Source organism: Cobetia sp. cqz5-12 (assembly GCF_016495405.1).
In the GTDB taxonomy this organism is placed as follows: domain Bacteria; phylum Pseudomonadota; class Gammaproteobacteria; order Pseudomonadales; family Halomonadaceae; genus Cobetia.
In genome coordinates, this window is record NZ_CP044522.1 from 1,725,419 (window position 1) to 1,748,451 (window position 23,033).

Consider the following 23,033-nt stretch of genomic DNA (forward strand, 5'->3'; position numbering starts at 1 on the left):
GCTATCCTGCCTGTGCTTTCCCATCTTCCTGTTCCCTCGTCACTGTCCTTCCAAAGCCTGAATTGTCCTTTCAGAACCGGCCTGGTCCTCCCACGCGGAGGCTGTGGCTCGGCTGGGGCGAGCGCTTGCCAGCCCAGGCACTGACAAATTTCCTGAGCTGCTGGCGTCATCTGCCCTTGAAGTTCTGGTGAATAAGGTTCATGTCTAGAAGGCACTGCGAATATTCGTTGGCGATACGCTACTCGTTTCTCGCTGGTGCGCGATTCACCTCACCGCTGTCACAGCTCACAGGGAGTAGCGATTTATGACATCTGGAGGAAAGCGCGTATTCAGCGCGTCGGTCATCATCATTCTGGGGCTGGTCGCCTTGGGGGCAGGATTCCCCACCCGTTTTGGTGAATTGGCCGATCAGGCGCTCGGCGCCGTGACCAGCATGTTCGGCTGGTTCTATCTGATATCCGTCTTTGGTTTCGTGATCTTTCTGATCAGTCTCGCGTTGAGCAAATACGGAAAGATCCGGCTTGGACCGCAGGATAGCCGGCCTTCCTATACCTTCTTTTCCTGGGTCAGCATGCTGTTGGCAGCAGGGTTCGGTGTCGGACTGGTGTTCTACGGCATGGCGGAACCCATGCAGCACTATCTGAAGCCGCCGTTTGCCGATATGCCGGGCGAGACGCCCGAGTCTGCGCGCTATGCCATTCAATATGCCTTCTTCAACTGGGGCGTCCATCAGTGGGCTGCGTTCTCGGTGGTCGGGCTGATCATTGCCTATTTCCAGTTCCGCAAGGGGCAGGCAGGGCTGGTGTCCTCGGTGCTGTCTTCCGTGACGGCCAAGCACCCAAAGGTTCGCCGCTACGGGCCCGTTCTGGATGTCTTTGCGGTGGTGGCTACCGTGATGGGGGTCGCGACCTCGTTGGGCCTGGGCGTGTTGCAGATGAATGGGGGGCTACACTTCGTCTTCGGGGTCGATGAGAGCTGGCAGTGGCAATTCATCATCATGGGCGTGATGTTCTGTGCCTATATGGCCTCGACCTGGTCCGGGCTCGACAAGGGCATCAAGCGCCTGTCCAACCTCAACATGAGCCTTTGCATCGCGTTGATGTTGTATGTGCTGTTCACTGGGCCGACGCTGGATATCCTCAAGACGATCACGCTGGGGGTCGGCGATTATCTGCAGAACTTCATCGGCATGAGTCTGCGCATGTCGCCCTACGACGGCAATGACTGGAACAGCTCCTGGACCGTCTTCTATTGGGCATGGGTCATCGCCTGGTCACCCTTCGTCGGCACCTTCGTGGCGCGTGTCTCGCGAGGGCGCACCATCAAGGAATACGTGGTAGGTGTGCTGATCGTGCCGCCGCTGCTGGCGTGCCTGTGGATCGGTGTCTTCGGTGGTGCGGCACTCAACATGGAGCTGGGCGGAGATATCGGCCTCGCGGCCGCGACGGATGCCAACATCACGTCCGCGCTGTTCGAGATGTTCGACCTGATGCCATTCAGCAGTGTGCTGTCGGTGGTCGCGATCCTGCTGATCTTCATCTTCCTGGTGACTTCTGCAGACTCGGCGTCCTACATCGTGGCGCAGATGACAGATGGCGGCTCGATCAATCCGCCGCTCTACAAGCGTATCGCCTGGGGTGTGCTGATCGCGGCCATCTGTCTGACACTGATCTCGACGGGTGGTCTCAAGGGCTTGCAGTCAGCTTCTGTACTTTCAGCCTTGCCCTTCACCTTCATCATCTATGGAATGATCGTGGTGCTGGTGAAGGAGTTGCGAGCTGATCGTCGCCAGATGCTCAGTCAGCTGTATCGCCGTCATGGTGAGACACCGGTCGGTGCAGATATCTTCGAGGCTGACAGCCTGGCCGAGGAAGATCGCATCCGTCGTGCGCCGGACGTCAAGAATCGTCGGGTGAACCCGCGCGATCATCATTGAGCCGAGCGTATGCAAGGTACTGATGCCTTGAACTGATGCTTGAACGACAGGACGCCGCTCACAGGTGATGTGAGCGGCGTCCTGTCTTTGCAAACCAGATAACGTGAAAGGGGGCTCAGGTCATTTACTGGTGTCAGGTGCCCGGCGCCCAGCGACCTTGGCGAGTATCTCGTAGCTCTTCAGGCGGTCGGCATGCTCATAGAAGTCCGAGTTGAACATCAATTCGTCGGCCTGCGTCACCTCCAGCAGATGCTCGAGTTCGCTGCGAATGCGCTCAGGCCCGCCGATGATGGCTGCGGCCAGGTTCTGACCGACCATGGCTTCCTCGCGTGCTGACCAGTCAAGTGTCTCGCGAGGTGGCAGGGCGCGCGTGCTCTTGCCGCGGATCAGATTGAGGAATTTCTGTTGCTGGGTACTGGCCAGGAAGTGGGCGCGTTCATCGCTGTCGGCGGCGATCAGCGGCAGACCGAGCATCACGTAGGGCGCGTCCAGCACCTCGGAGGGCGTGAAGTTCTCGCGATAGAGCTTGATGGCCTCCAGCATGTAGCCGGGGGCGAACTGACCGGCGAAGGCGAAAGGTAGACCTTTTTTCGCTGCCAGGCGTGCGCTGTAGTCGCTGGAACCCAATAGCCACAGGGGGACATGAGTCCCTTGCCCCGGCATGGCCTTGACGCGCTGACCGGGTGAGGCCTCGCCCAGATACTGTTCCAGTTCGGCCAGCCGCTGGGGGAAGTCATTCACGCCGGCGGAAGGGTCACGGCGCATCGCCTGCATGGTGATGCCATCGGAACCCGGCGCGCGGCCAAGTCCGAGATCGATCCTGTTCGGGTAGAGCGTGGCCAGGGTGCCGAACTGCTCCGCCACTACCAGCGGGGGATGATTGGGCAGCATGATGCCGCCCGAGCCGACCCGCAGGCGAGAGGTCTTGCCGGCCACATGACCGATCAGCACCGAGGTGGCGGCACTGGCGATGCCATCGATGTTGTGATGTTCGGCCAGCCACAACCGGTGAAAGCCCAGCGCTTCGACATGCTGGGCGAGACTGACGCTATTGTGGAAGGTTTCAGCAACACTGCCGGTATCGCGGATGGGGGCAAGGTCCAGCACCGAGAGCGGGATCGTACCCAGGCGTGAGATAGGGGCTGTCGTCATGTGCGCTCCTGATAGCGGATTGGCGTGCAGAGAGCAGCCGGGACGTGGCCCTATAGGGCATGTGGCTGGTCTGCTGAATGGCGTCCAGCATAGTGGACAGCCGCGGCTATGACAGCGCCTCGCCCTTCATTTCACTGTTTCTGATATGGCATATATGAGGTGGTCGATACGCCATGCCATTCACGGTAGTCAGTCACCCTGGTGCAGGTGAAGCCCAGGGCAGGTGAGGACCTGCATCGCACAGGAGGCAAACATGAACGGTTTGCAGCACAAGCAGCGCCGCAAAGGCGTGGGGCTCACGTTGATATGCCTGGTGGTCATCGGCCTGGGCGTCGCGCTCCAGCGCGACATCATCGTGCTGGAGCGCTGGATACCCGCTCACTATCTCCCGTGGGAGCCACTGCAATTGGAGGACCCGCCAGGCATGGTGACCGGCTGGAAGCTCTCACGGTTGAACGAGAACCCGGCCGCCTGTCGCGCATTTCTCGAGCGGGAGGCACCACAACGGGTGGCCTTCCTGCCGGACCGCCCCAGCGACAACGGCTGTGACCTCATCAACAGCGTACGCATGCGTTCGGCATCGGGCACGAATGATGAACAGGGCGTTCGCTTCAATCAGTCTTTCATCGCCAGCTGTCCGCTGGCCGTGAGCTGGCTGCGCTTCGAGCGCCATGGACTCAAGACGGCGGCGCAGGAAGTCATGGGCAGCCAGGTGACACAAGTGTCCCATGTGGGCAGCTACGCCTGCCGCAACATCTATGGACGAGAGAACGCACGCCGCAGCGAACATGCCACCGCGGATGCGCTGGATGTGACAGGCTTCACGCTGGCTGACGGCCGTCAGATTCGCCTGCCGCGCGATTGGACGGCACCCGAGGATGAAGATGCCGCGGGCCGCTTCCTGCGCGCCGTGCAGGACGCCGCCTGTGAGAGTTTCGGTACCGTACTGGGGCCGGATTATAACGCGGCCCATCGTGATCACTTCCACCTCGGCACGCGGGGCTGGCGATTCTGTCGCTAGATGCCGTGTCGCAGTGCGTGTGTTGCAGTTGCTGCGTCTTAGCCACTGCATCGTCAGTCACTCACGACATTGAAAAGGCTCCCACCAAGGCTGCCAATATTGTGTAAAAAAGGCACTGATGCGACCCGCACAGTGCCTTTTTTTGACTGTCACTTTCTCACCTCTCACGTACATATCTTCAGCACCACGAAAAGCCTCGCCTTGCCTTTGCTTATCTCGGAAACCCTTGATGTGACGCTTGACGACACATTGGTTTGCAGTTGGATTTTCAAAAAACGCTTAGTCTTCAATACGTGGGAAGCAGCTGCAGATAAGTCGCTGCTTGTGGCCACGATCCATTTGACGGGAAGTGCAGCTGTCGTAGATATCCTCACTGGAGATCCACAGATGAAGAAGACTATCAAGAAGTCCCAGGCAGGTTTCGTGATGACTACCGAGTTGGTGCTGATTCTCTCGGTCATGGTGATCGGCATGGTAGTAGGTCTGGTGACCATGCGTGATTCACTGACTGCCGAGATGGAAGATGTGGCAGAAGCCATCGGCCAGCTTGATCAATCCTATGCGTTTGATGGGCTGGTCAATGCCGAAGGGACTGCATTCCTGGAAGGATCCGGCTTTGTTGATGCGACGGATGCCAACGCTGGCGATCTCGTTACCTTCGACTTTATCGCAGCGGATTATAGTGAAGCGGCTACCAATGCTGGGGCCAACACCACCGCGGGAAGTGGTGCAGAGAATGCTACCGGAGCGAGTGCCTTCACGCCGTAATAGCCACCCTTGAGGTCGGAGGATGTCGAAGATTCTCCGACCTGTTTGCCCTGATGATCAATAGCGATGTCCATCAAGGAGGTTGACATGAATATTCGTCTCAATGGCAGCACGACAGTCGCCATGGTCGTTTTTCTGGTGTCGACCTCGATGGCAAGCCTGTTGGGGTACCGTCAGTACGAACGTGTGGGAGCCGAAGAAGTGCTGGTGGCCCATGACTTGATCGCACAAGGGCAGATCATCACGCCTCAGATGCTGGAACTCAAGATGATGAAGGATGTGGCGGGAGGGCTGCAGGACATGAGCATGGCGATAGGCAAGGTCATGACACGCAACCGGCTGCCGGGGGATGTCATTCAGCCTCAGGACCTGAAGCCAGTGAAACGTCAGAGTCTTTCGCAATATATCCCTGAGGACAGGGTGCTGTTCTCACTTCCCATGGCGAGTCATTCCTTCCCTGTCTCACAGATAAAGCCCAGCGATACCTTTGATGTGATCGGCAGTCTCAATGGGCGAGTGCGCGTGATAGCGGAGCAGGTACGTCTGATGGGAACGATGTACAACAATCAGCCGGCCCCAGTGGCAAACGGCCCGCTGGCGTCTCTATCGCCTCAATCCACTGGCAAGCAGACGACCCAATCCTCGGGGTTGGTAATTGCAGCATTACCGAAGGATATCTTCCGTCTTGCAAGCTTGAATTCCCAGGAAAGAGTGTCGTTGGTATTGCATGGAAGGGATGTGAAGCTCCGTCTTCCGTTGGCGCCTACCTTGCACACGCGTCAGATCGAGATTTTCCAAGGATTGCAGCGCAGAAAAGTGGAGATCGAGTTGTAATGTGTTGGCCGATATTGCGGTGAAATAAGAATGCATGGCTAGTTTTCGTTATCCGAAAAAGTACCGAAAATCTTTTTCTCCTGATCGCTTTCCTGGGTCACCCTGCGGGATCATCATGGCCTGGAGATAATATGAGAAGACCTTCTGCTTTTCTCGCTGAATGCACTGGCTTCATTCTGTGCGTGTCGCTTGTCTGCATCAGTACAAGCCAGTATGCCGTTGCCGCTGACGTGAACATCGATACGGATGACGCTGACAGTCCTGTTGCGGGGCTCATCAATGTGGACACCGCCTACAGTCGCGGCAATTCTCGCTCACGCACTCTGGTGCAATGGACACATGCGCGCCTGGCTTTCGGCAAGGACATTGAGCGCATTGCCGTCGGCAAGCAGAGCATCATCGAGGTCGAGGTAATCGGCGGGCGGGAAGTCCTGATGTTGGGCAAGGAGGTTGGACGCACCACGGTGATGGTCTGGTACGTCGATGGCAGCAATGAGTCCTTCCTGTTCAGCGTCAGTCCGGACCTGAGCGTATTGAGCAGCGCGTTGCGCGAGATTCATCCCTCCATTTCCATTCATTCGGCTCCGGACAGGCCGGTATTGGTAATGCGTGGCAAGGTGCCCACGGCGGAGTATCGACAGGCTGCGCAGCAGGCGGCAACGGATTATCTGCTCTCCGGACAGCGCGGTGCGATGCCCTCGATGGCAACCCCTGGCATGCCGGCAGGTACCAGCATGATGAACATGAAGGCGAGCATGTCGAGTCCGGTGATCAATCTCATCAAGGTGACCCAGAAGCCCAAGCCGATTACCGACAAGCTCAAGGAAGCCATTGCATCGTTGGGGGGGGAGGAGGTCGAGGTAAGGCGGTTGCAGTTCGGTGAAATGCCCAATGACCTCTTCGACACCTTTCTGCTCGAGGGCGAAGTGCGCGATCAGGTGGCATTGACGCGGATTCTCAATGTGGCAGCACGAGTCGTTGGCGGTAGCCCACTGGCCGGAGGAGAAGCCGGGATTGATGTGCTGGCGGATGAGTCCGGTGCCTTGATGGGCGATAACGTTCGCTCCAGCAGTTACGGAGGCTCCATCACCTCCGGCAGTGGTGTCGGTGGTGGTGATCTGAGCAACAACATCCGCAACAACATCGCCCGCTCCAAGGTACTTTCCATCGCTGGCGGGCGCCTGATCTCGATGATCGAGGTGCGTGATGTGCCCCAGGTGCGAGTGGCGATCCAGATGCATGAGGTCAACCGTTCGCGCATGAAAGCCTGGCGTCCTGACCTGAGCATCATGACCAACGGCTACAACGCCAGTGGGCCGCTGGCACTTGGGGAGACCGGTGCCGCCGGTGCCTCGGGGCTCGAGAATGCTCTGCAGATTCTGGACGGAACTCTCATCAACAACCTTCAGATCGGCGGCAGTGACATCGCCTTCGACCTGCTGTTCAGCCTGATGGAGAACGAGGGAATTTCACGCACTCTGTCACGCCCGACCTTGACGGTACTGGCCGGTGAGAGCTCGGTCTTCCAGGTCGGGGGCGAGATTCCCGTGCCTTCCGCGTTCGCGCCATCAGGCGTCGGTCAGGATGACACCTTGGGTGCCAATACCAACGGGGTGTTCAGCGGTACGGACTTCAAGTCGTTCGGCGTTCAGCTCAGCGTGCGCGCGCTCGTCGATGAAAATGACCGCATCACCTTGGATGTCCTGCCCACCATCTCGACACCGGACACCTTGCTGACGCAACAGATTGCCGACAGTACCGGTTCCGACCTCAACAGTACGGCCTTCAATGTGCGCAGTCTGCGTACCACCACGCGTCTTCGCGATGGTCAGCCGCTGATTCTGGGCGGTCTGGTCTCGCGTGACATGAGTGGTCAGGAAGATCGCGTGCCCGGTGCCAGCGATGTCCCGCTGCTGGGCTGGATGACACGTTCCTTCAATCGCTCCGATGTCGACAAGGAGCTGGTCATCATCGTGACGCCCACTCTGATTCGGGAGCCGATCAACGAAGTCGCCCAATGGAGTTTCCCGGATGGCGCCAGTCGCCTTGCCGATATGCCGCTGAGTCGCCTGCCATCTTCGCGTTGAGGAGTCCACCATGAACATTCGTGAATCCGTGTGTCGTCTGGGAGTGCTGGGCGTGATGGTGGGGTGGTTGGCTGGCTGTGGCTCCATCGACAGCATGCGGGAATCCCGTCCGGACGCTGGTGATCGCCTCGAGTACCTCAACGAGCGCTATCAGCAATTGATGGTGCAGGGCCGGACCTGTCTGGAGCTTGAAGACGTGGCAAGCCCGATGGTGGATTGCCAGCGACTGCTGCGCGAAGCAGAACGATTGCATGTCGAGTATCCGCGCAATCCCGAAGTCCTGTATTTCAATGCGTTGCTGAGTCATGCGGCGGGGCGTGGCGACAAGGCTCAGTTCTTTCTCGATCAGATGAGCATCGGGCCGTCCCATCCGCCGGAGGCCTTCGTGCTGCGCAGCCAGCTTGCGCTGGAGGAAGGCAACACGACCCTGGCACGCAATGTGCTCGAACGTGGCATGTTGCTGCACCCAAGCTACTCCGGCCTGTATGAGGGGCTGGCGGCCGTGGGCTATGTCGAGGGTCGCTATGATGATGCAGAGCAGCAGCTGACGTTGGCGTCCCGACTTGGAGCTCCCGCCTGGCGGGTGGACTATCATCGCGGCCTGATCAATGAAGCGCAGGGCCACCTGGCAGATGCCTGTCACCAATTTGATACCAGCCTGGCTCGCAAGCAAGACCACCAGCCCGCGCGAGCACACCTGCTGCGCCTGGCGACGGCGGGGCACTGCCGGGGTGATGCCCTGAAGCAACCGGCCAGTGGCGTGAGGGTTTCCTCATGATTGGCTCATTGTCGCGCATGCGCCGTGACCGGGAGCCTTTGCGTCATGAACCGGCCTTTCAGATGGACGCTTGCGGGAGTGAAAATGGCTCGAGCTCACGCCCTTCCATCGCGCCGGAGGTCATGGACCGGCTGAAACGTGTGCTGGTCACCCGTCTGGCAGATGAGCAGGGGCAAGCATTGCGCCGCAGCCACTCGACAATACGACATGAGATGGAGAGGGATGAGCAGGGCGGCATGGCAGACGTTCAGCAACGTCTAGCGGATTCCTTGACCGCCTTGTGTGACGAGTACCAGATACATCTGGATTCCGAGAGTCGTCAACAATTGCTCGATACGCTGACCAACGACCTCTGTGGATTCGGGCCGCTGACGAAGTTGATGAGTGATGAGTCCGTCAGTGACATCCTGGTCAATGGGGCGGGGCAGATCTGGGCTGATCGTGCCGGAAGTCTGGACCCCACCGAGCTTGCCTTCGATGATGAGGCGCACCTGCAGCGCTTCGTGTCGCGATTGATCGCCCCGCTTGGCAAGCATCTGGATGCCTCCAGTCCGATCGTCGATGCGCGCCTGGCAGATGGTAGTCGTCTACATGCGGTATGCGCGCCGTTGACTCCGGATGGAACGCTGGTCTCCATTCGCAAGTTTCGACGTCATTACCTCGATCGCCAGCGCCTGGTCGCGGCGGGCTTCATGAGCGACAGCCTTGTCCAATTGCTGGGGGCTGCAGTGGCCGCGCGCGTCAACATCCTCATCAGCGGAGGGGCAGGTGTCGGCAAGACGTCATTGCTCAATTATCTTGCAGGGCATATCAGTCATGGTGAGCGCCTGGTCAGCGTCGAAGAGTGTGCGGAGCTCGACTTGCATCATCCTCATGTCGTCAGACTTGAAAGCTATCCGGTGGCAGGGGCTTCACCCCGTCCTCAAGGATTGGGCGAGTTGTTGAGAGCCGCGTTGAGGATGCGGGCCGACCGCATCATCGTCGGCGAAGCACGCGGTGGCGAGGTTTTCGAGATGTTGCAGGCCATGACGGTCGGCCACGATGGCAGTCTGACCACTCTGCATGCCAACAGTGCACTGGATGTGCCTGTGCGAATGCTGTCATTGGCCTTGATGAGCAGCGCTCACCCGGATCGTCAGGTGATCGAGGAGATGGTACGCCTGAGTGGCGCGCTGATCGTGCATCTTGAACGCGACGCCGAGGGGCATCGTCAACTTGCCAGTCTGGCCTGGATGGGGGAAGAACGTCCTCGTGAGCTGCTGCACCGTCGCTCAATCACGGCGCCCGGTGAGCCCTGCGGTGAAGAAGCCTACCAGGCCAACCCCGATGTGCTGCATGCCTTCATTGCCCATCTCGAGGCCCGTGGCGCCACTCTGGCGCCTGGTGTCAGGGACGGCTGGTGTGAAGGTGTGTCTCGACAGGAGGGCTGACATGCTTATCCTGCTGCTGGTCTGCATCGCACTGTCTTCGCTGTGGTTGATCATCAGCATGATCAAGGCACAGCGTTTCATGGGGGCCGATATGACCCTGGGGCTGATGCATCGCCGAGAGATGTCGCGTCTTGAACGTCTGCTGGCCCTGCTGGATATCAGCATGCGCCCGGTGCTGTTCGTGGCGGGCGTATGGGGAAGCAGCGTGATGATCTTCGTGATCTTTCTGGGCTGGTTTCCCGGCAATTTGCTGCTCGCGTCACTGGCATTGATGACGAGCCTGCTTCTGGTCGGCTTCCTGCTCCACGAATTTGCCAGTCGGCGTATCTTCCGCTTCGAAGGTGATGTGATCCAGGCGCTGGATATGCTCGAAGCGAGCCTGAAACTGGGAGACAACCTGCGCAACGGGCTGCGCCTGGCGGGGTCTTCATCGCTCAAGGCCTCGCGTCGTGAACTGATGCAGCTCGTCTATCGGCTGGACATGGGCCTGTCACTGAATGAGGCCTGCGCAAGAATGTTGCGCCTCTATCCCTGTGAGAGCGTCAGACTCTTCACGGCTGCAATGATCAGCGCCGAGCGGCGTGGCATGAGCTTCGCCAGTCTGCTTCCCTCGCTACTGCCCACCCTGCATGAGCGTTACCAGATGAGGCGTCAGCTGCGTGCCGAACTGTCCGGTGCGCGCTATTCCCTGTTGGTCATCGCCTTGCTCCCCTACGCCATCGTGCCCTTCATTCTCTGGAAGGAGCCCGACTGGCTGACATTGTTGCTGGACCATCCTCTGGGCGGCGTACTGTTGCTGGGAGCCGTGTGCTGCCAGATTCTCGGCTTTGCCTGGTTGCGTCACATGATGAGGAAGCAGCCATGAATGTCTTTTCCGGAATCCCGTCATGGACGTTCCCCGAGGCTTATCTGCCGGACATCATCATCCTGTGCATGCTTGGCGCTCTGCTGGCGCTCTATCTGGCCTTGCACAGTACTTTCAAGGTGCGTCTGGAGCAGAGTGGAATTGCGGACGTGTTGCAGGAGCTGTTGCGCAACCCCGATAACATCAGCCAGGGCAGAACACTCACGCCACGTCGGCGCATGCGACAGGCTGGTCTGAACCCGCGTCGCGTGACCTGGTGGTGGGGGCTCCAGCTGTTGCTGCCTGCCATCCTGGCCTTGCTGATCCTGCGCGTGACGGGGACTGGCCTCGGAGGGCTTGCGGGCATGCTGCTCGGCATCGTATTGCCTCATCTATGGCTGGGGCAGAGAAGGCGCGAACGCCAGACGCACATCGCGGCTGCTCTGGGTCACCTGCTGGCCGTATCACTGGCGTACCAGCGCCATGGCCTGTCCCTTGCCGCTTCCCTACGAGAGGCCGCGCGTCAGGCGTTGCCATCTTGGCATCCGCTGGCCTTTGAGCTTGAGCTGTTCAGTGCTGAGCTGGAAGGCGGATTGTCGCTCCAGGAAGCAGGCACGCGCATTTCCAGACGAACCGGAAGCCGTGAATTGCATCAGTTCGCCATGTTGCTGGTCGCCGGCAACCGGATGGGCAATCCCTTGCACGATGTGCTGGAAGCCTTTGCGGCCCAGTTGGCGCGTCAACAGAATGAGCGGCAGCGCAAGGCCATGCAGCAACGTAGCGTCAAGGCACTGTTTCCGATGTTGCTCGTCGGTGGCCCGTTGTTCTTCGTGCTGGTGATCTTTCCGGCCAGCCTGCGTGTTCAGGAGGTGCTGATCCTGATGAGGCAGCTGTGGTAAGGCCTCAAGGTGGGCATCTTCGCAAGCGTAATCGTCTCGGGAGAGAGCATATGGTGGCAGGACATGATTCGGTCACTCACGCGTGTCGCACGCATCGCAGGCAGGGCGGTTTCATCATTACCATCGAGTTGATTCTGATCACCTCGATTCTGATCATCGGTTCGCTGGTCGGGCTGGCGGCGATTCGTGACGCACTCTTCAAGCATTACATGACCCAGCAGTCCCGCGAGCTCGTTGTCGAGGATGCCAATGGACGAGCACTGGGAGAAGTCTTCGATGTCGATGAGCATGATGCCCCGCGCATTCTCTATTTCGATCGCAGCCAACCCTCCGGCATCAACCGTGCCTTGATCGGGATTCGCGATGACCGTTTCTCCAGTCGAGAACCCCTTTATTACGCCACTCCCAATTGCAGTGGCGATCCTTGCATCAAGTCTGCCAGTGATGAAGCGACGGACAGTCGCGACATTGCCGGTGATGTGAATGCCGGAAGTGTCAGCTATCTGCATGCATTGCAGGGGGGGCCGGTCTATGCCATCGGGCCTGGCGATCCTGCTGCCTTGCCGGGCTTTCTCTATCGTGGGACACCCCAGCAGTGTCCTTTCGATGGCGTTGATGTGGCGTCGCGCTGGATATCGCAGAAAGTGATCGCGGGGGCTCCTTGTGAGCAATACACCCTGGATGACCCACAATCCGTCGCGGCTGATACCACCTGCCTGTTGAGTACCGGGATTGTCGACCTGTGTACGCCTCCTCCCGGCACAGTGGCGCAGGACGACATTCTGACCAATTACATTGGTCCAGTGGATGCCTTAGTGAATACGACTCTAGACACAGTCAACGCCTTGCCGACATGCAGCTTGCTCGGTGTGTGTGTCCCCGAGGTGGAGCTGGGTACCCTGTATTGTCCGGCAGGTACATCACTGGATGAAGGTGGAGACCTGGTCACGGCGCTGGTGCGTAGTCTGTTCGATCAACTGCGAGCCACGGCAGATCTGGGCCTGATCGAGCCGCTATTGCAGATAGTCACGGACCTGTTGCCCGGAGAGCTGACCTGCTCGGCAGTGGAAGATTTCCAGCTGGCGGAAAACGTCCCATCTGCTGATGACGCGACACGCAATGCGCTTGAAGACCTGGTGGCGCCATTCCAGCTACGTGCTCCGGCGACGGCTTCCAGCAACTGGATACGTACGCCGCCCAATGGGGAAGGGCTGTGAGTCGGTACTGTTGAAAGGCACAACCAAGGAGATGGGAGGATGTCGTGCGACATCTTGAGGCGTATTGAGGTGTCTTGAGGAGTCGTCACGTCATTGCCCTGATGATGGAAACGTTTGCCATGGAGCGAGCCGAGAGCAGGGCATGCAATAAGGACTCATAATCGTCAATTTCATGATGCATAAATTTACTCCATTACTCTGAAACAGAATGACGCGCTGATTCCTCGCATTTATTTGTGTTCACTAATACCCTGCGGACAAGCATGCCTTCCATGGCATAAATCGCGGTGAAGCCTCTTGTTCAAGACAGGGAGTCAAGAATGACAGGAAAGACAAAGGCGTCATTGGCAGCATCCATCACCTTCGTGATGACAGGCTGTACCTCGGTGCAGGTTCAGCCTCTGGAGCGCATGTCCTATCTGGATACCGTGTGCATCGAGCGCAATGAGGCCGTGACCGTGCCGGGCTTCCTGAGTGTCATCAAACGGGGCTTCAGTCGCAATGGCTTGAATACGCGAGTCTATGACGCTCCGGTCCCTGGCCATTGTGAAGTGATATTGACGTATACCGCTTTGCGCTCCTGGGACGTCACGACCTACCTGTCACACGCAGAACTCTGGCTCAATGATCCGTATGGCGATGAAATCGCCTATGCGCAATATCATCTTGTCGCAAAGGGTGGTCTGACGTTCTCCAAGTTTGCCGGGGTCGAAACCAAGATGAACCCGGTCATCGATGACTTGCTCGTCAATTACTGACGCCTTCGCCGTGATGGGCGTCCAAGCCATCTCCTTGCACGCTCACCGGCATGTCATCTCTCGCCATGATGGCGCACTTGATATCGGGGCCGGCGCAGTTGTCATGCGCCGGCCCCAGCGGAGAGTCTTGAGCCCGCTAGTGTGCTGGACTCTCAGGGTGCCATGCCCATGCCACGGCTGATCGTCGGGGCGCAGCGCTCGGGATTGATGCTGACCACGCGTAGGCGATGCCCATCGGGGAGGACGCAATCGAGCACCTGCCAGGCACAGCCGGGGGAGCTGCTGCCGTGACTCTCGATCAGGTGCGCTCCCTGGGCCTGCCATTGCTCGCGGAAGCGGGCAAAGTCCGTTTGCTCGATCTCAAGCGTCAGCTGGCGGCTGTCGGGTTGCTCGGCACTGCGCTGCAACAGCAATACGCTGGTCTGCTTGTCTCGGCGGTGGTTCAGCTCCAGGGTCGCGCTGGTGGCATTGCGCAACAGGATGGGCAGGGCGAGTGTTTCGGTGAAGAAACGGCAAGCGGCATCGAGGTCGCGCACTTCAAGGATGGCTGGATGCAGGGAAAGGCGCTGAATCATGGCGAAGCCTCATGGCGTGAGGGGAAGAAGGGGATGGGGGACTGGCTCAATGGCATGAGCATGGAGACAGTGTCGTGTCCGTCCCGGTGAGACGCACTTTGAATCTGATGATGGTGGTGATGGCTTTACGCTATCTGGCGCCTTGTCGCGCTCGCGAAGGCCTGGGGGAATCGCTGTGGCAACTTGTCGCATTAGTGGTTTTGCGGGTGTGAATGGTTAGCATCCCTGTCTCTGACCCTGCCGCCAATATCTTCCCTGCACGCCACGCTGGAGTGTTCATGTCGCCGCGCAAGCTGATCCTGATGGGACTCAGTGCTTTTGCCCTCGTCATTATCGCGTTGATCTCGGGGCTTTCTGCCTCGCATCAACCGCGTGATGCGTGGCCGACGACGCTCGAGCTGCCTTCCACGCGTGGTCTGCTGCACGCGGACACCTTGTCCCGGGGGGAAGCGGGCCACCTGAGCGTACTGATTCCCGGTTTTACGCATTGCCCGGATATCTGTCCGTTGTCGCTTGCCCGGCTGCAGATGGCCTGGCAACGCCTTGACGAGACCTCACGCGCGCATCTGCATCCGATGTTTCTGACGCTGGATCCGGCGCGCGACACCTTGCCAGTGCTGTCACGTTATCTGTCTGCCTTCAGCCTGCCGGTGACCGGCCTTCGCCTCCCGACACAGGACGACACGCGTCTGGAGGAATTCACCCAGCGCCTCGGTATCCAGTTTCAGCAGCGAGAACTCGAGCAGAAGCATCCCCCTGAACACGCGCAGGCCTCGGCCGGTGAGGCCGATTACATGATCGACCACAGCGTGGCGATCTTCGTGATCGACGAGCAGGGCCGGCTACGTGACACTCTGCCGCTCAGTCAGACGCCTGCGCAGCTTGCCGATCGCCTGACGTTCCTGCTCCAGTCCGTGGCTGCAGCGCCATCCTCTGCCGGTGTTGCGAACGTCAACACGAGCGCAAACGCGAACATGCCGGCCACGGGAGGCGCATGACCGCGACTTGTCTCTCGACTCGCCACGCCAGGCGTGAACCTGTCTCCTATCATCGCGCCCTGTCACGCCTGACCGCGGCCAATGGGCATGTCGTCTTCGTGATGCTGATCGCGTTGGCCGCCATGCTGGTCATGCCGCTGGCGGCCCCGCGAGTGGTGATGGTCAACGACCATGCCGTCTTCGAGAGCGTCGGTACCGGGCGTTGGGTGAGTGCCGATAGCGACTGGATAACGCGTGCCGCTCGCGAAAGCGGTTCGCAGGCGCAGATCACCCATAGTTCCGCTGCCTCGGATTGTCCGTTGGCCAGCATGGCGGCCTTCACGCTGGCATTGGTCGCCGTTGCCCTGTTGCTGGCGTTGGGGCGTTTGTCTCGCGACGCGGCCCCGCGTCCCTGCCTTGTCGCGTTCCGCGACATCAATGTCTATCTGCGTCCGCCCGGGCGCGCGCCACCCCACGATTCCCTCGCGCCATGAATTGCTGGGTCACCTCGCGGTGGCTCTCCATAGTGTTCGGTGACCTCACGTTGACCGACGGACAAAGCATCCGTCGCGCGTCGTGGCACCTGTCGATGGGTAATCGAGATGAGTTCAACAACCAATACCGACTCCGCGGGTCGCGCCGCTCGCGGTTTCAGCGATATCTACCGCGCCGTGTGGCGCTGGCATTTCTATGCCGGCCTGCTGGTGCTGCCTTTCCTGACCTTGCTGGCCGTCACCGGCGGTCTTTATCTGTTCCGTGAAGAGATCGATCACTTCGTGCATGCCGACCTGATGAAGGTCAACACGCCGGTGGTGCAACAGGCGAATGGCCAGGCACAGGCGAGTGTTCCGCTGAGCGAGCAGGTGCGTGTCGCCGTGGAAAGTCTGCCCGGCAAGGCCGTGCGTGTCGTGCCGCCTGCGGCCAGTGACTTGACCACGGAAGTCGATATCGTGGCAGCCGATGGCAGTGGCAAGCAGGCGGTCTACGTCAATCCCTACAGCGGTGAAGTGCAGGGGCAGATGGCCTACCGTGACAGCATCATGTGGACGGTGCGCAATCTGCACAGCCTTGCGATCACCGGCCCCATCGGCAATGCCGCGATCGAGATCGCCGCCGGCTGGAGCATCCTGCTGGTACTCAGCGGCCTGTATCTGTGGTGGCCGCGGGGCCAGAAGGGGGGCGTCGTCACGCTGCGTACCACGCCTGCGCGTCGTCTGTGGTGGCGTGACCTGCACGCCGTGTGCGGCATCTTCGCCGCTGGTTTCATCCTGTTTCTCGCCGTGACCGGCATGCCGTGGTCGATGGTGTGGGGTGCCAAGGTCAACGAGTTGGCCAACGGGCATAATTTCGGGTATCCCGATGGCGTGCGCGTGAATACGCCGATGTCGGATACACGCCTGGTGGACCAGGAGCGGACGACCTGGTCGCTTGAGCAGGCCGTTATCCCGTTATCTTCCTTGCCGGCTGCAGCGACAAGCCCCGTCGTGGACGAGGGAGAGCATGCCGGGCATGGCGGTGGTAGCAAGACTGGTGCCGAGCAGGCTTCCGACGTCGCGGCCGTGCCGCTGAGCGCTGCCGCGATTGCCCATGCCGATATCGGCCTCGATCAGGCTGAGCGCATCTTCGCTCGCGAAGGTCTGGCGCCGGGGTATGCCATCAATCTGCCGAGCTCGCCGCAAGGCGTCTATACCGGCTCCATCTATCCGGATGCGCTGGAGCGTCAGCAGGTGGTGCATGTGGACCGCTATTCCGGCGATGTGCTGCTGGATATGCATTACGCCGATTACGGTCCGCTGGGCCGAGCGCTGGAATGGGGCATCAATGTCCACCTGGGGCAGCAGTATGGGCTGATCAACCAGCTGGTGCTGGTACTGGCCTGCATCGCGATGGTGATGATGAGCGTCGGTGCGGGCGTGATGTGGTGGAAGCGTCGCCCGGTGGGAGGTATCGGTATTCCGCCGCTGCCCAGGGAGCGCAAGCGTATCGCCGGGGTCTGGGGCTTGATGATGATCATCGGTGTCATCTTCCCGCTGGTCGGCCTCTCGCTGATCGTGATGGGACTGCTGGATTGGCTGTGGATTCGCGCCACGCACAAGCGAGGAAATGACCTGCAGGAGGCCAGCGCATGACACTGTCTCTCGTCAATTTCCCGATCCGTGCGCGTCGCCTGTCATCGCCAGTGAGCGCATCGCGCGGTCGTCTGCCCATGGCCATTGCCGCCACGATCGTGGGTAGCGGCACGTTGCCGGTTTACGCCGATGCTGACACCACCAGCGTATTGCCGTTGATCAGTATCGAGGCGCAGGCGCCCATGGCCAGCCCCGTCCACGATGTGCATGCGGGGCATGCCAAGGGCGACATGGACCTTGGCGAACAGCTGCGTGAGGTCAATGGTGTCAGTGGCTCACGTCTGGGCAGTCACGGTGTCTCGGCCATCTTCCGCGCGCAGGGCGGTGAGCGCCTGATCCAGCAGGTGGATGGCGCGACGCTGTATCCGGCCTGTCCTGGCGGAATGGATACCACCCTTGGCTATGCCACCACCGGTAGCCAGTCGGATCTCACCCTCTACAAGGGCGCGCAGACCGTCAGCCGTGGCCCCAACTTTGCTGCGGGCACCGTCGAGGTGACACGTCAGACGCCATTGCGCAGCGACGAAGATGGTGTGCATGGCACGCTGGGCGCTGGCTGGCGCAGCAATGATGATGCCACCAGCGAGACGCTGTCGCTGACCGCCAGGCAGGGCGATTTCTGGGCCGCGCTGGACGTCGAGCATTCCGAACGCAACAACTACGAGGATGGCAATGGCGATACCCAGTCAGGCGCCTATCGCAGCGACAATGGCAGTGTCCGCATTGGCGCCTTCGCCACCGAGGATGTCGCCATTGAGGCGGGGGTAGCGGTTGTCAGGATCGACGATGCGCTGTATCCGACCATGGATGCGCCACGCAGCGACATGGACCGCCAGTATCTGAAGTTGACCGTCGACAATGCCGGGCCTTTCTCGCATATCGAATCGCAGATCAGTCATGCGCGCGTGGTGCATGACATGGACAACGTCACCCTGCGTGACTTTGATGATTCCAGCGCCAACTCGATGAGCATGGACATGAGCTCGGGCATGGACATGAGCTCAGACATGGACATGGACATGAGCGACATGGCCATGTTCTCCAGCGCGACCACTGAGACCTGGTATGCCAGCACCCAAGGCGATATCCCGCTCACGATCGCCGGACATGATTCCATCCTGACGCTGGGTGCCGATGCTGAACGGCTCGAGAGCAATACCCACTCCCGGATGGGCATGTCACTGGATAGCCTGTCGGATAGCCAGACCTGGCCGGATGTCGTGCGGACGCGCGGTGGGGTGTTCGCGGAACTGGACACCACCCTCGATGCCGACAATCGTCTCGTGACAGGTGCGCGCTATGACGTCTCCCTCAGTGATGCGCGAGATGCCGGTGAGGTGGTGGGTAGCAATGCCGCGGCCATCTCCGCCTGGCGTGACCAGTATGGCGATGATGTCGAAGCCAGGCAGCGTGACGGGGAGTTCAGTGCGCTGGCGCGTCTGGAGCATCGCGTCAATGAAGCGGTGAAAGGCTATGCGGCGCTCAGTCGCAGTGTGCGCTTCCCGACGGCCAGCGAGCGCTATTACAACCGCCAGTCCGACACCGATGGTTGGTTGGGCAATCCCGAGCTTGATCCCGAGATCCATCAGCAGCTTGAGCTGGGGGTGGCGGTCAGACAGGGGGCCTGGCGCTACTCGGCGGATACCTACTACAACCGGGTGCATGACTGGATCGAGCTGACCGAAGGCGACTCGCTGACCACCTACGACAATGTCGAGGCCGAGATCTACGGTATCGAGCTTGAAGCCAGCTGGCAGCAGCATGGCTGGCGGCATTCCGCAGGCGTTGCCGCCACGCACGGCACCAACCTGAGCGATGGGACGCCGTTGTCACAGGTGGCACCGTTCAATGGCTATCTGGCGACACGCTATGACGCGAATCGTTGGTGGGCAGGGGCACGCTTCGATGCGGCCGCACGCCAATCGCGCATTTCCGACAGTGAAGACGCGACGGCAGGCTTCGGCATCGTCGGTTTGGAGGGCGGGTACCATGTCACTGACGCCATCGAGTTGAGCGCCGGCATCTCCAACCTGTTCGACAAGGCCTACGCCTACCACGTCAATCGCTTCTACGACGATCCGTTGCAGGGCGATGTACAGGTCAATGAGCCGGGGCGTATCTTCTGGACGCACGCCAGCTGGAGCTTCTGAGACCCGCACCGCAGTAATAGTGCGTGACAGGCGTTAGAACGACAGAAGCCCGCCACCGGTCGCCAATCAATGGCCGGTGGCGGGCTTCTTGTTATCTGAGGGGACTTGGGTTGGGGCATTGCGTCAGCAGCGCATCAGCTCAAGTGACGCATCACCGCAAACCTTCAAGCGCGGCCGATGTGCTCGCGCAGGTGCTCACGATAGGCCTGGGTGTAGGCGGCGATGTCCGGGTTCTTGATCACATCAGTGGCCAGATAGGTCGGCAGTGCCGTCATGCCGAGGAATTCCATCGCCTTGTGCACCGGGAAGTAGACGCCATCGATGCCCTTGCCCTCGAAGAAGTTGCCTTCTTCATCAAAGGCCTCAAGTGGCGCATTCCAGGTCAATGACAGCATGTATTGGCGGCCCTGCATCAAACCGCCGGTGCCGTAGCCCTGGGTCGGGCTGGTGCGATGACGTCCATCGCTGGCGTACAGCGCGCCGTGGCCCTCAGTCAGGATGTCATCGAGATACTTCTTCACGGTCCACGGCAGACCCATCCACCAACCTGGGGTCTGATAGATGATCAGGTCCGCCCACAGCTGCTTCTCGATTTCCGCCTTGGCCTCGAATCCTTCCTCGATGACGGTCTCCTTGACGGTGTGACCCAGCTCGGCCAGTTCACCGCGCGCCAGTTCATGCAGCGTCGCGTTCAGCTCGCCATTGGAATGGGCAAAGGCCTTGCCGCCATTGATCAGCAGAATGTTCATGTTGTGTGCTCCAGAATTGTTGGCTTTTCAGCAATGGCGCGCAGCATGAGCGTTCGCAAGTCCTTGATAAAGCGGCACTGGCGTAAAACACCTTTGCTGTGAGTGCAACAATCCAGGCGGGGCACCTACTTAAACCCTGAGAGTCGACGGCCCGTGGCTCGCTCAGTTCTCCTGTTTCACGACTTAAGGATGAGTCTTGTTATCGACTCTACCTAGCTTCTCATGGGAGATTTCGGCTTGGCCGATTGTCTCGATAAGGTGTCGATTGCGGTTAGGCAAAATCAAGTGCAGAAGTATTGGGCTCTACTAAACACGATATGCCTATGTGCCAATAGCTTCTCTGTCTTGCCTATCTCTGGGGGTAGTATGTTTCAGAGCTTAGTTTGAAGCGCAATTGCTGTGCTCATCATGAACTTGAATTACATAGGTACCTATCGCATAAACTATCGATGACATACATCGCTTATCTACTGAGATTTTATTCCTGTTAGTGTTAAGATTTATAGGAAGTGGGTGCGTTATAGTTTAATAATGGTTGAGGGGAATATTGGAGGGATCGTGTGGCGAGAAGATCAAGTGGGCTGAAGGCTGTTGTCAAGACAGCTAAAACTCTCAATCGAATTTCAAAGCAAATAGAAAAAGATCGCCAACGGCAGCAGCGAGAGCAGAGTCGTCAAGAGCAGGCTGCCAATCGGGCGAGGGAACGCTATCACCGACAGATAGAGCAAGAGGAGCGTAGGGCTGAACTGGAGCGAGCACGTATAGCTCGCGAAGAAGAGCGTGCACGCCAGCAGCACGAGCGTGATCTTGCACGTATTACGCGAGATAAATTACGCCAAGAAAAAGAAAATCAGAAGTCTATCGAAAAAGCAGCGCGCGAAAAATCACGGAGCCAAAAGCAATTCTGGAAAGATGAAGCTATTGCGGGTAAAGAGGCGTTAGCCAATCGAGAGCAAGAACGTGCGTCTGCCAAGCAGGATGCCATCGCGAAATTTTTGAGGTGAATTTATGGGCGATAATGTCGGAATGATAATTGTTTTTCTGATTTTTTACGGGGTCCCCATAGGCTCCATTCTTGTCTATTCACGTGAGAAGCGCAAAAGGCTTGTAAAAGAGTTGGAGAACAAAGAGCTTGCCATTCGCGTTGAACATCATGAGAGGGCTATCGACTTGGAGGCCAAGCGAGCTGATCTGGATCGCAAAGCTGAAGAGTTTGGCTCTTTGGAAGATGCGATAGTGGGTTTGGATAAGCGTCGTGAAGCCTTGGCGCTTGAGTTGACTAGTACGACCAGCCAACTCGAGGAAGCACAATCCGCTTTCAATATAATAGATCGTGAGACTTTAGATTTGCAGCGGCTCAAAAAAGACGCTGATGCTATTGCTGCTCAAAAAGAGCGTAATGTTCAAGAGATTGAAAGTCTTAAAGATAAGTTGATTGAGCATCGCATCAAGGAGACCGCGGGCCAGCGCACCATGCGACAGGTGATGTCCAAGCTTGACCTCTATACGCGGGTGGAGGAGTTTGTCGATTATGGTCATTTCGAACTCCCCGAGTACCTTTATGAAACCAGCGAGCGTTTTGCAGCTGAGATCAAGCAAATACGTCAAGCTCAGAAGGCTATGATCAAGGACAAGACGGCGTTTATCCAATATGGAGATGTTGTTATTACGGGTGATGAACGCCTTGACAAGAAGATCATTGAAGGGCAAATGAAGCTTGTCATGCGTGCCTTCAATATTGAGGCAGATGTATTGATCGGAAAGGTTAGTCCTTCTAATTTTGAGCGAACTTTGAGTCAGTTCGAAAAAATTGCGAGTGACCTTGAGAAACTGGTTGCATCACTCCGCTGTGGGCTGAATACTGATTATGTCGCTCTCAAATACGAGGAGTGTGGGGTTCAATATCAATACACGCTGAAGAAGAAAGAAGAGATTGAAGAGCAACGAATCATTCGTGAGCAAATGCGAGAAGAGGCCAGGGCTGAAAAGGAATACAGAACTGCTATCGAAGCTGCGCAGCGTGAGGAAGAGATGTATCAAGATATTCTTACACGCGCCAAGAATGAGCTTGAGCAGGCGTCAGCAGAGGAGCGAGCATTGGCTGAAGCCAAAGTGGCTGATCTCGAGCAGCGTCTACAGGAAGCGGAAGCAGCCAAGGAACGTACCAAGAGTCTGGCAGAGCAGACACGTCGTGGTTACGTCTATATCATCAGTAATATTGGTTCTTTTGGCGAAAATGTCTACAAAATTGGTATGACTCGTCGCCTCGATCCTATGGATCGTGTGAAAGAGCTAGGTGATGCCAGCGTACCGTTCTCATTTGACGTTCATGCTTTGATCTTCTCGGATGATGCTCCGGCGATGGAAACAGCACTTCACCGTAAGTTTTCACATCATCGAGTGAATGCCGTGAATCTGCGCAAAGAGTTTTTCCATGTTGAACTCTCTTCAATTCGAGAGGCGGTGATTGAAATAGGTCATGGTGATGCTGAGTTTAAGACCACTATTGCAGCTGAAGAATACTTTGAGTCTCAACGCTTGAGAGAACAGGTCGCTGCTTAAGCTGGTATAACTTTTCAAGCAATTTCTAGATGCTAGCTTTACCCAAGCCCTCATGACCCTTGGCAATATCCAGTCGGGTTATGGGGGCTATTGTTATTGAGCTTGTTTCTGGAGTGCCTCTTTCTACCTGAGTTTAGGTTTAGGCACTTCCATCGTTTCTGTACCTG

General features: G+C 58.4%; 20 protein-coding genes. 17 read left to right on the forward strand and 3 right to left on the reverse strand.

What is annotated here, in order from left to right:
* The first annotated feature begins 304 nt into the window (after positions 1–304).
* Entirely contained in the window at positions 305–1,936 is a 1,632-nt protein-coding gene (locus F8A90_RS07370) for a BCCT family transporter (protein WP_200019573.1), read from the forward strand.
* Positions 1,937–2,056: 120 nt separating this feature from the next.
* Here F8A90_RS07370 and F8A90_RS07375 read toward each other — a convergent pair whose 3' ends face one another.
* Positions 2,057–3,088: an LLM class flavin-dependent oxidoreductase gene (locus F8A90_RS07375; protein WP_442778892.1), complete on the reverse strand. Its 1,032-nt coding sequence runs from the start codon at positions 3,086–3,088 to the stop codon at positions 2,057–2,059.
* A gap of 253 nt (positions 3,089–3,341) precedes the next feature.
* On the opposite strand from F8A90_RS07375, the gene F8A90_RS07380 reads away from it, so the two are divergent.
* The 10 genes from F8A90_RS07380 to F8A90_RS07425 all read left to right on the forward strand — a co-directional run bounded on the left by F8A90_RS07380 (position 3,342) and on the right by F8A90_RS07425 (position 13,724).
* Positions 3,342–4,109, forward strand: coding sequence for an extensin-like domain-containing protein (locus F8A90_RS07380; protein WP_233593588.1), 768 nt, complete (start codon positions 3,342–3,344; stop codon positions 4,107–4,109).
* Between the two features lie 201 nt (positions 4,110–4,310).
* On the forward strand, positions 4,311–4,877 hold the full coding sequence (locus tag F8A90_RS07385; protein ID WP_200019574.1) for a hypothetical protein: 567 nt from the start codon (positions 4,311–4,313) through the stop codon (positions 4,875–4,877).
* An 87-nt stretch (positions 4,878–4,964) separates the two neighbouring features.
* The gene (locus F8A90_RS07390) at positions 4,965–5,711 is read left to right on the forward strand and encodes an SAF domain-containing protein (RefSeq protein WP_200019575.1); all 747 of its coding nucleotides are present in this window, start codon (positions 4,965–4,967) and stop codon (positions 5,709–5,711) included.
* Between the two features lie 131 nt (positions 5,712–5,842).
* Positions 5,843–7,798, forward strand: coding sequence for a pilus assembly protein N-terminal domain-containing protein (locus F8A90_RS07395; RefSeq protein ID WP_200019576.1), 1,956 nt, complete (start codon positions 5,843–5,845; stop codon positions 7,796–7,798).
* Between the two features lie 10 nt (positions 7,799–7,808).
* Positions 7,809–8,576, forward strand: coding sequence for a tetratricopeptide repeat protein (locus F8A90_RS07400; protein WP_200019577.1), 768 nt, complete (start codon positions 7,809–7,811; stop codon positions 8,574–8,576).
* Positions 8,577–8,812: 236 nt separating this feature from the next.
* A complete protein-coding gene (locus F8A90_RS07405) occupies positions 8,813–10,006 on the forward strand; it encodes a CpaF family protein (protein ID WP_200019578.1) in 1,194 nt (397 codons plus the stop codon).
* Between the two features lies 1 nt (position 10,007).
* A complete protein-coding gene (locus F8A90_RS07410; RefSeq protein WP_200019579.1) occupies positions 10,008–10,871 on the forward strand; it encodes a type II secretion system F family protein in 864 nt (287 codons plus the stop codon).
* Entirely contained in the window at positions 10,868–11,749 is an 882-nt protein-coding gene (locus F8A90_RS07415) for a type II secretion system F family protein (RefSeq protein WP_200019580.1), read from the forward strand. The genes F8A90_RS07410 and F8A90_RS07415 overlap by 4 nt, the downstream gene beginning before the upstream one ends.
* Positions 11,750–11,799: 50 nt before the next feature.
* Complete coding sequence (locus tag F8A90_RS07420) at positions 11,800–12,966, forward strand: hypothetical protein (protein ID WP_200019581.1); 1,167 nt, start codon at positions 11,800–11,802, stop codon at positions 12,964–12,966.
* A gap of 320 nt (positions 12,967–13,286) precedes the next feature.
* Positions 13,287–13,724: an Sbal_3080 family lipoprotein gene (locus F8A90_RS07425; protein ID WP_200019582.1), complete on the forward strand. Its 438-nt coding sequence runs from the start codon at positions 13,287–13,289 to the stop codon at positions 13,722–13,724.
* 152 nt (positions 13,725–13,876) lie between these two features.
* Here F8A90_RS07425 and F8A90_RS07430 read toward each other — a convergent pair whose 3' ends face one another.
* Entirely contained in the window at positions 13,877–14,299 is a 423-nt protein-coding gene (locus F8A90_RS07430) for a hypothetical protein (RefSeq protein ID WP_200019583.1), read from the reverse strand.
* Positions 14,300–14,577: 278 nt separating this feature from the next.
* Between F8A90_RS07430 and F8A90_RS07435 the strand changes: the two genes are divergently transcribed.
* The 4 genes from F8A90_RS07435 to F8A90_RS07450 all read left to right on the forward strand — a co-directional run bounded on the left by F8A90_RS07435 (position 14,578) and on the right by F8A90_RS07450 (position 19,555).
* Complete coding sequence (locus tag F8A90_RS07435; RefSeq protein ID WP_200019584.1) at positions 14,578–15,297, forward strand: SCO family protein; 720 nt, start codon at positions 14,578–14,580, stop codon at positions 15,295–15,297.
* Positions 15,294–15,770, forward strand: a complete 477-nt coding sequence (locus F8A90_RS07440) for a hypothetical protein (RefSeq protein ID WP_200019585.1) — start codon at positions 15,294–15,296, stop codon at positions 15,768–15,770. The genes F8A90_RS07435 and F8A90_RS07440 overlap by 4 nt, the downstream gene beginning before the upstream one ends.
* Before the next feature lie 108 nt (positions 15,771–15,878).
* Positions 15,879–17,405, forward strand: a complete 1,527-nt coding sequence (locus tag F8A90_RS07445; protein WP_200019586.1) for a PepSY-associated TM helix domain-containing protein — start codon at positions 15,879–15,881, stop codon at positions 17,403–17,405.
* Positions 17,402–19,555: a TonB-dependent receptor domain-containing protein gene (locus F8A90_RS07450; protein WP_200019587.1), complete on the forward strand. Its 2,154-nt coding sequence runs from the start codon at positions 17,402–17,404 to the stop codon at positions 19,553–19,555. The genes F8A90_RS07445 and F8A90_RS07450 overlap by 4 nt, the downstream gene beginning before the upstream one ends.
* Before the next feature lie 164 nt (positions 19,556–19,719).
* Here F8A90_RS07450 and F8A90_RS07455 read toward each other — a convergent pair whose 3' ends face one another.
* A complete protein-coding gene (locus F8A90_RS07455; RefSeq protein ID WP_200019588.1) occupies positions 19,720–20,304 on the reverse strand; it encodes an NAD(P)H-dependent oxidoreductase in 585 nt (194 codons plus the stop codon).
* A gap of 560 nt (positions 20,305–20,864) precedes the next feature.
* Here F8A90_RS07455 and F8A90_RS07460 point away from each other — a divergent pair.
* Together F8A90_RS07460 and F8A90_RS07465 are read left to right on the forward strand one after the other, a co-directional pair.
* Positions 20,865–21,308, forward strand: a complete 444-nt coding sequence (locus F8A90_RS07460; protein WP_200019589.1) for a hypothetical protein — start codon at positions 20,865–20,867, stop codon at positions 21,306–21,308.
* 4 nt (positions 21,309–21,312) lie between these two features.
* Complete coding sequence (locus F8A90_RS07465) at positions 21,313–22,866, forward strand: DUF4041 domain-containing protein (RefSeq protein WP_200019590.1); 1,554 nt, start codon at positions 21,313–21,315, stop codon at positions 22,864–22,866.
* Positions 22,867–23,033 lie beyond the last annotated feature (167 nt).

Bases quoted from the DNA above. Each gene is read 5' to 3' on its own strand.
- F8A90_RS07370 (WP_200019573.1), top strand. From the start codon at position 305: ATGACATCTGGAGGAAAGCGCGTATTCAGCGCGTCGGTCATCATCATT.
- F8A90_RS07375 (WP_442778892.1), bottom strand. From the start codon at position 3,088: ATGACGACAGCCCCTATCTCACGCCTGGGTACGATCCCGCTCTCGGTG.
- F8A90_RS07380 (WP_233593588.1), top strand. From the start codon at position 3,342: ATGAACGGTTTGCAGCACAAGCAGCGCCGCAAAGGCGTGGGGCTCACG.
- F8A90_RS07390 (WP_200019575.1), top strand. From the start codon at position 4,965: ATGAATATTCGTCTCAATGGCAGCACGACAGTCGCCATGGTCGTTTTT.
- F8A90_RS07395 (WP_200019576.1), top strand. From the start codon at position 5,843: ATGAGAAGACCTTCTGCTTTTCTCGCTGAATGCACTGGCTTCATTCTG.
- F8A90_RS07400 (WP_200019577.1), top strand. From the start codon at position 7,809: ATGAACATTCGTGAATCCGTGTGTCGTCTGGGAGTGCTGGGCGTGATG.
- F8A90_RS07405 (WP_200019578.1), top strand. From the start codon at position 8,813: ATGGCAGACGTTCAGCAACGTCTAGCGGATTCCTTGACCGCCTTGTGT.
- F8A90_RS07410 (WP_200019579.1), top strand. From the start codon at position 10,008: ATGCTTATCCTGCTGCTGGTCTGCATCGCACTGTCTTCGCTGTGGTTG.
- F8A90_RS07415 (WP_200019580.1), top strand. From the start codon at position 10,868: ATGAATGTCTTTTCCGGAATCCCGTCATGGACGTTCCCCGAGGCTTAT.
- F8A90_RS07420 (WP_200019581.1), top strand. From the start codon at position 11,800: ATGGTGGCAGGACATGATTCGGTCACTCACGCGTGTCGCACGCATCGC.
- F8A90_RS07425 (WP_200019582.1), top strand. From the start codon at position 13,287: ATGACAGGAAAGACAAAGGCGTCATTGGCAGCATCCATCACCTTCGTG.
- F8A90_RS07430 (WP_200019583.1), bottom strand. From the start codon at position 14,299: ATGATTCAGCGCCTTTCCCTGCATCCAGCCATCCTTGAAGTGCGCGAC.
- F8A90_RS07435 (WP_200019584.1), top strand. From the start codon at position 14,578: ATGTCGCCGCGCAAGCTGATCCTGATGGGACTCAGTGCTTTTGCCCTC.
- F8A90_RS07440 (WP_200019585.1), top strand. From the start codon at position 15,294: ATGACCGCGACTTGTCTCTCGACTCGCCACGCCAGGCGTGAACCTGTC.
- F8A90_RS07445 (WP_200019586.1), top strand. From the start codon at position 15,879: ATGAGTTCAACAACCAATACCGACTCCGCGGGTCGCGCCGCTCGCGGT.
- F8A90_RS07450 (WP_200019587.1), top strand. From the start codon at position 17,402: ATGACACTGTCTCTCGTCAATTTCCCGATCCGTGCGCGTCGCCTGTCA.
- F8A90_RS07455 (WP_200019588.1), bottom strand. From the start codon at position 20,304: ATGAACATTCTGCTGATCAATGGCGGCAAGGCCTTTGCCCATTCCAAT.
- F8A90_RS07465 (WP_200019590.1), top strand. From the start codon at position 21,313: ATGGGCGATAATGTCGGAATGATAATTGTTTTTCTGATTTTTTACGGG.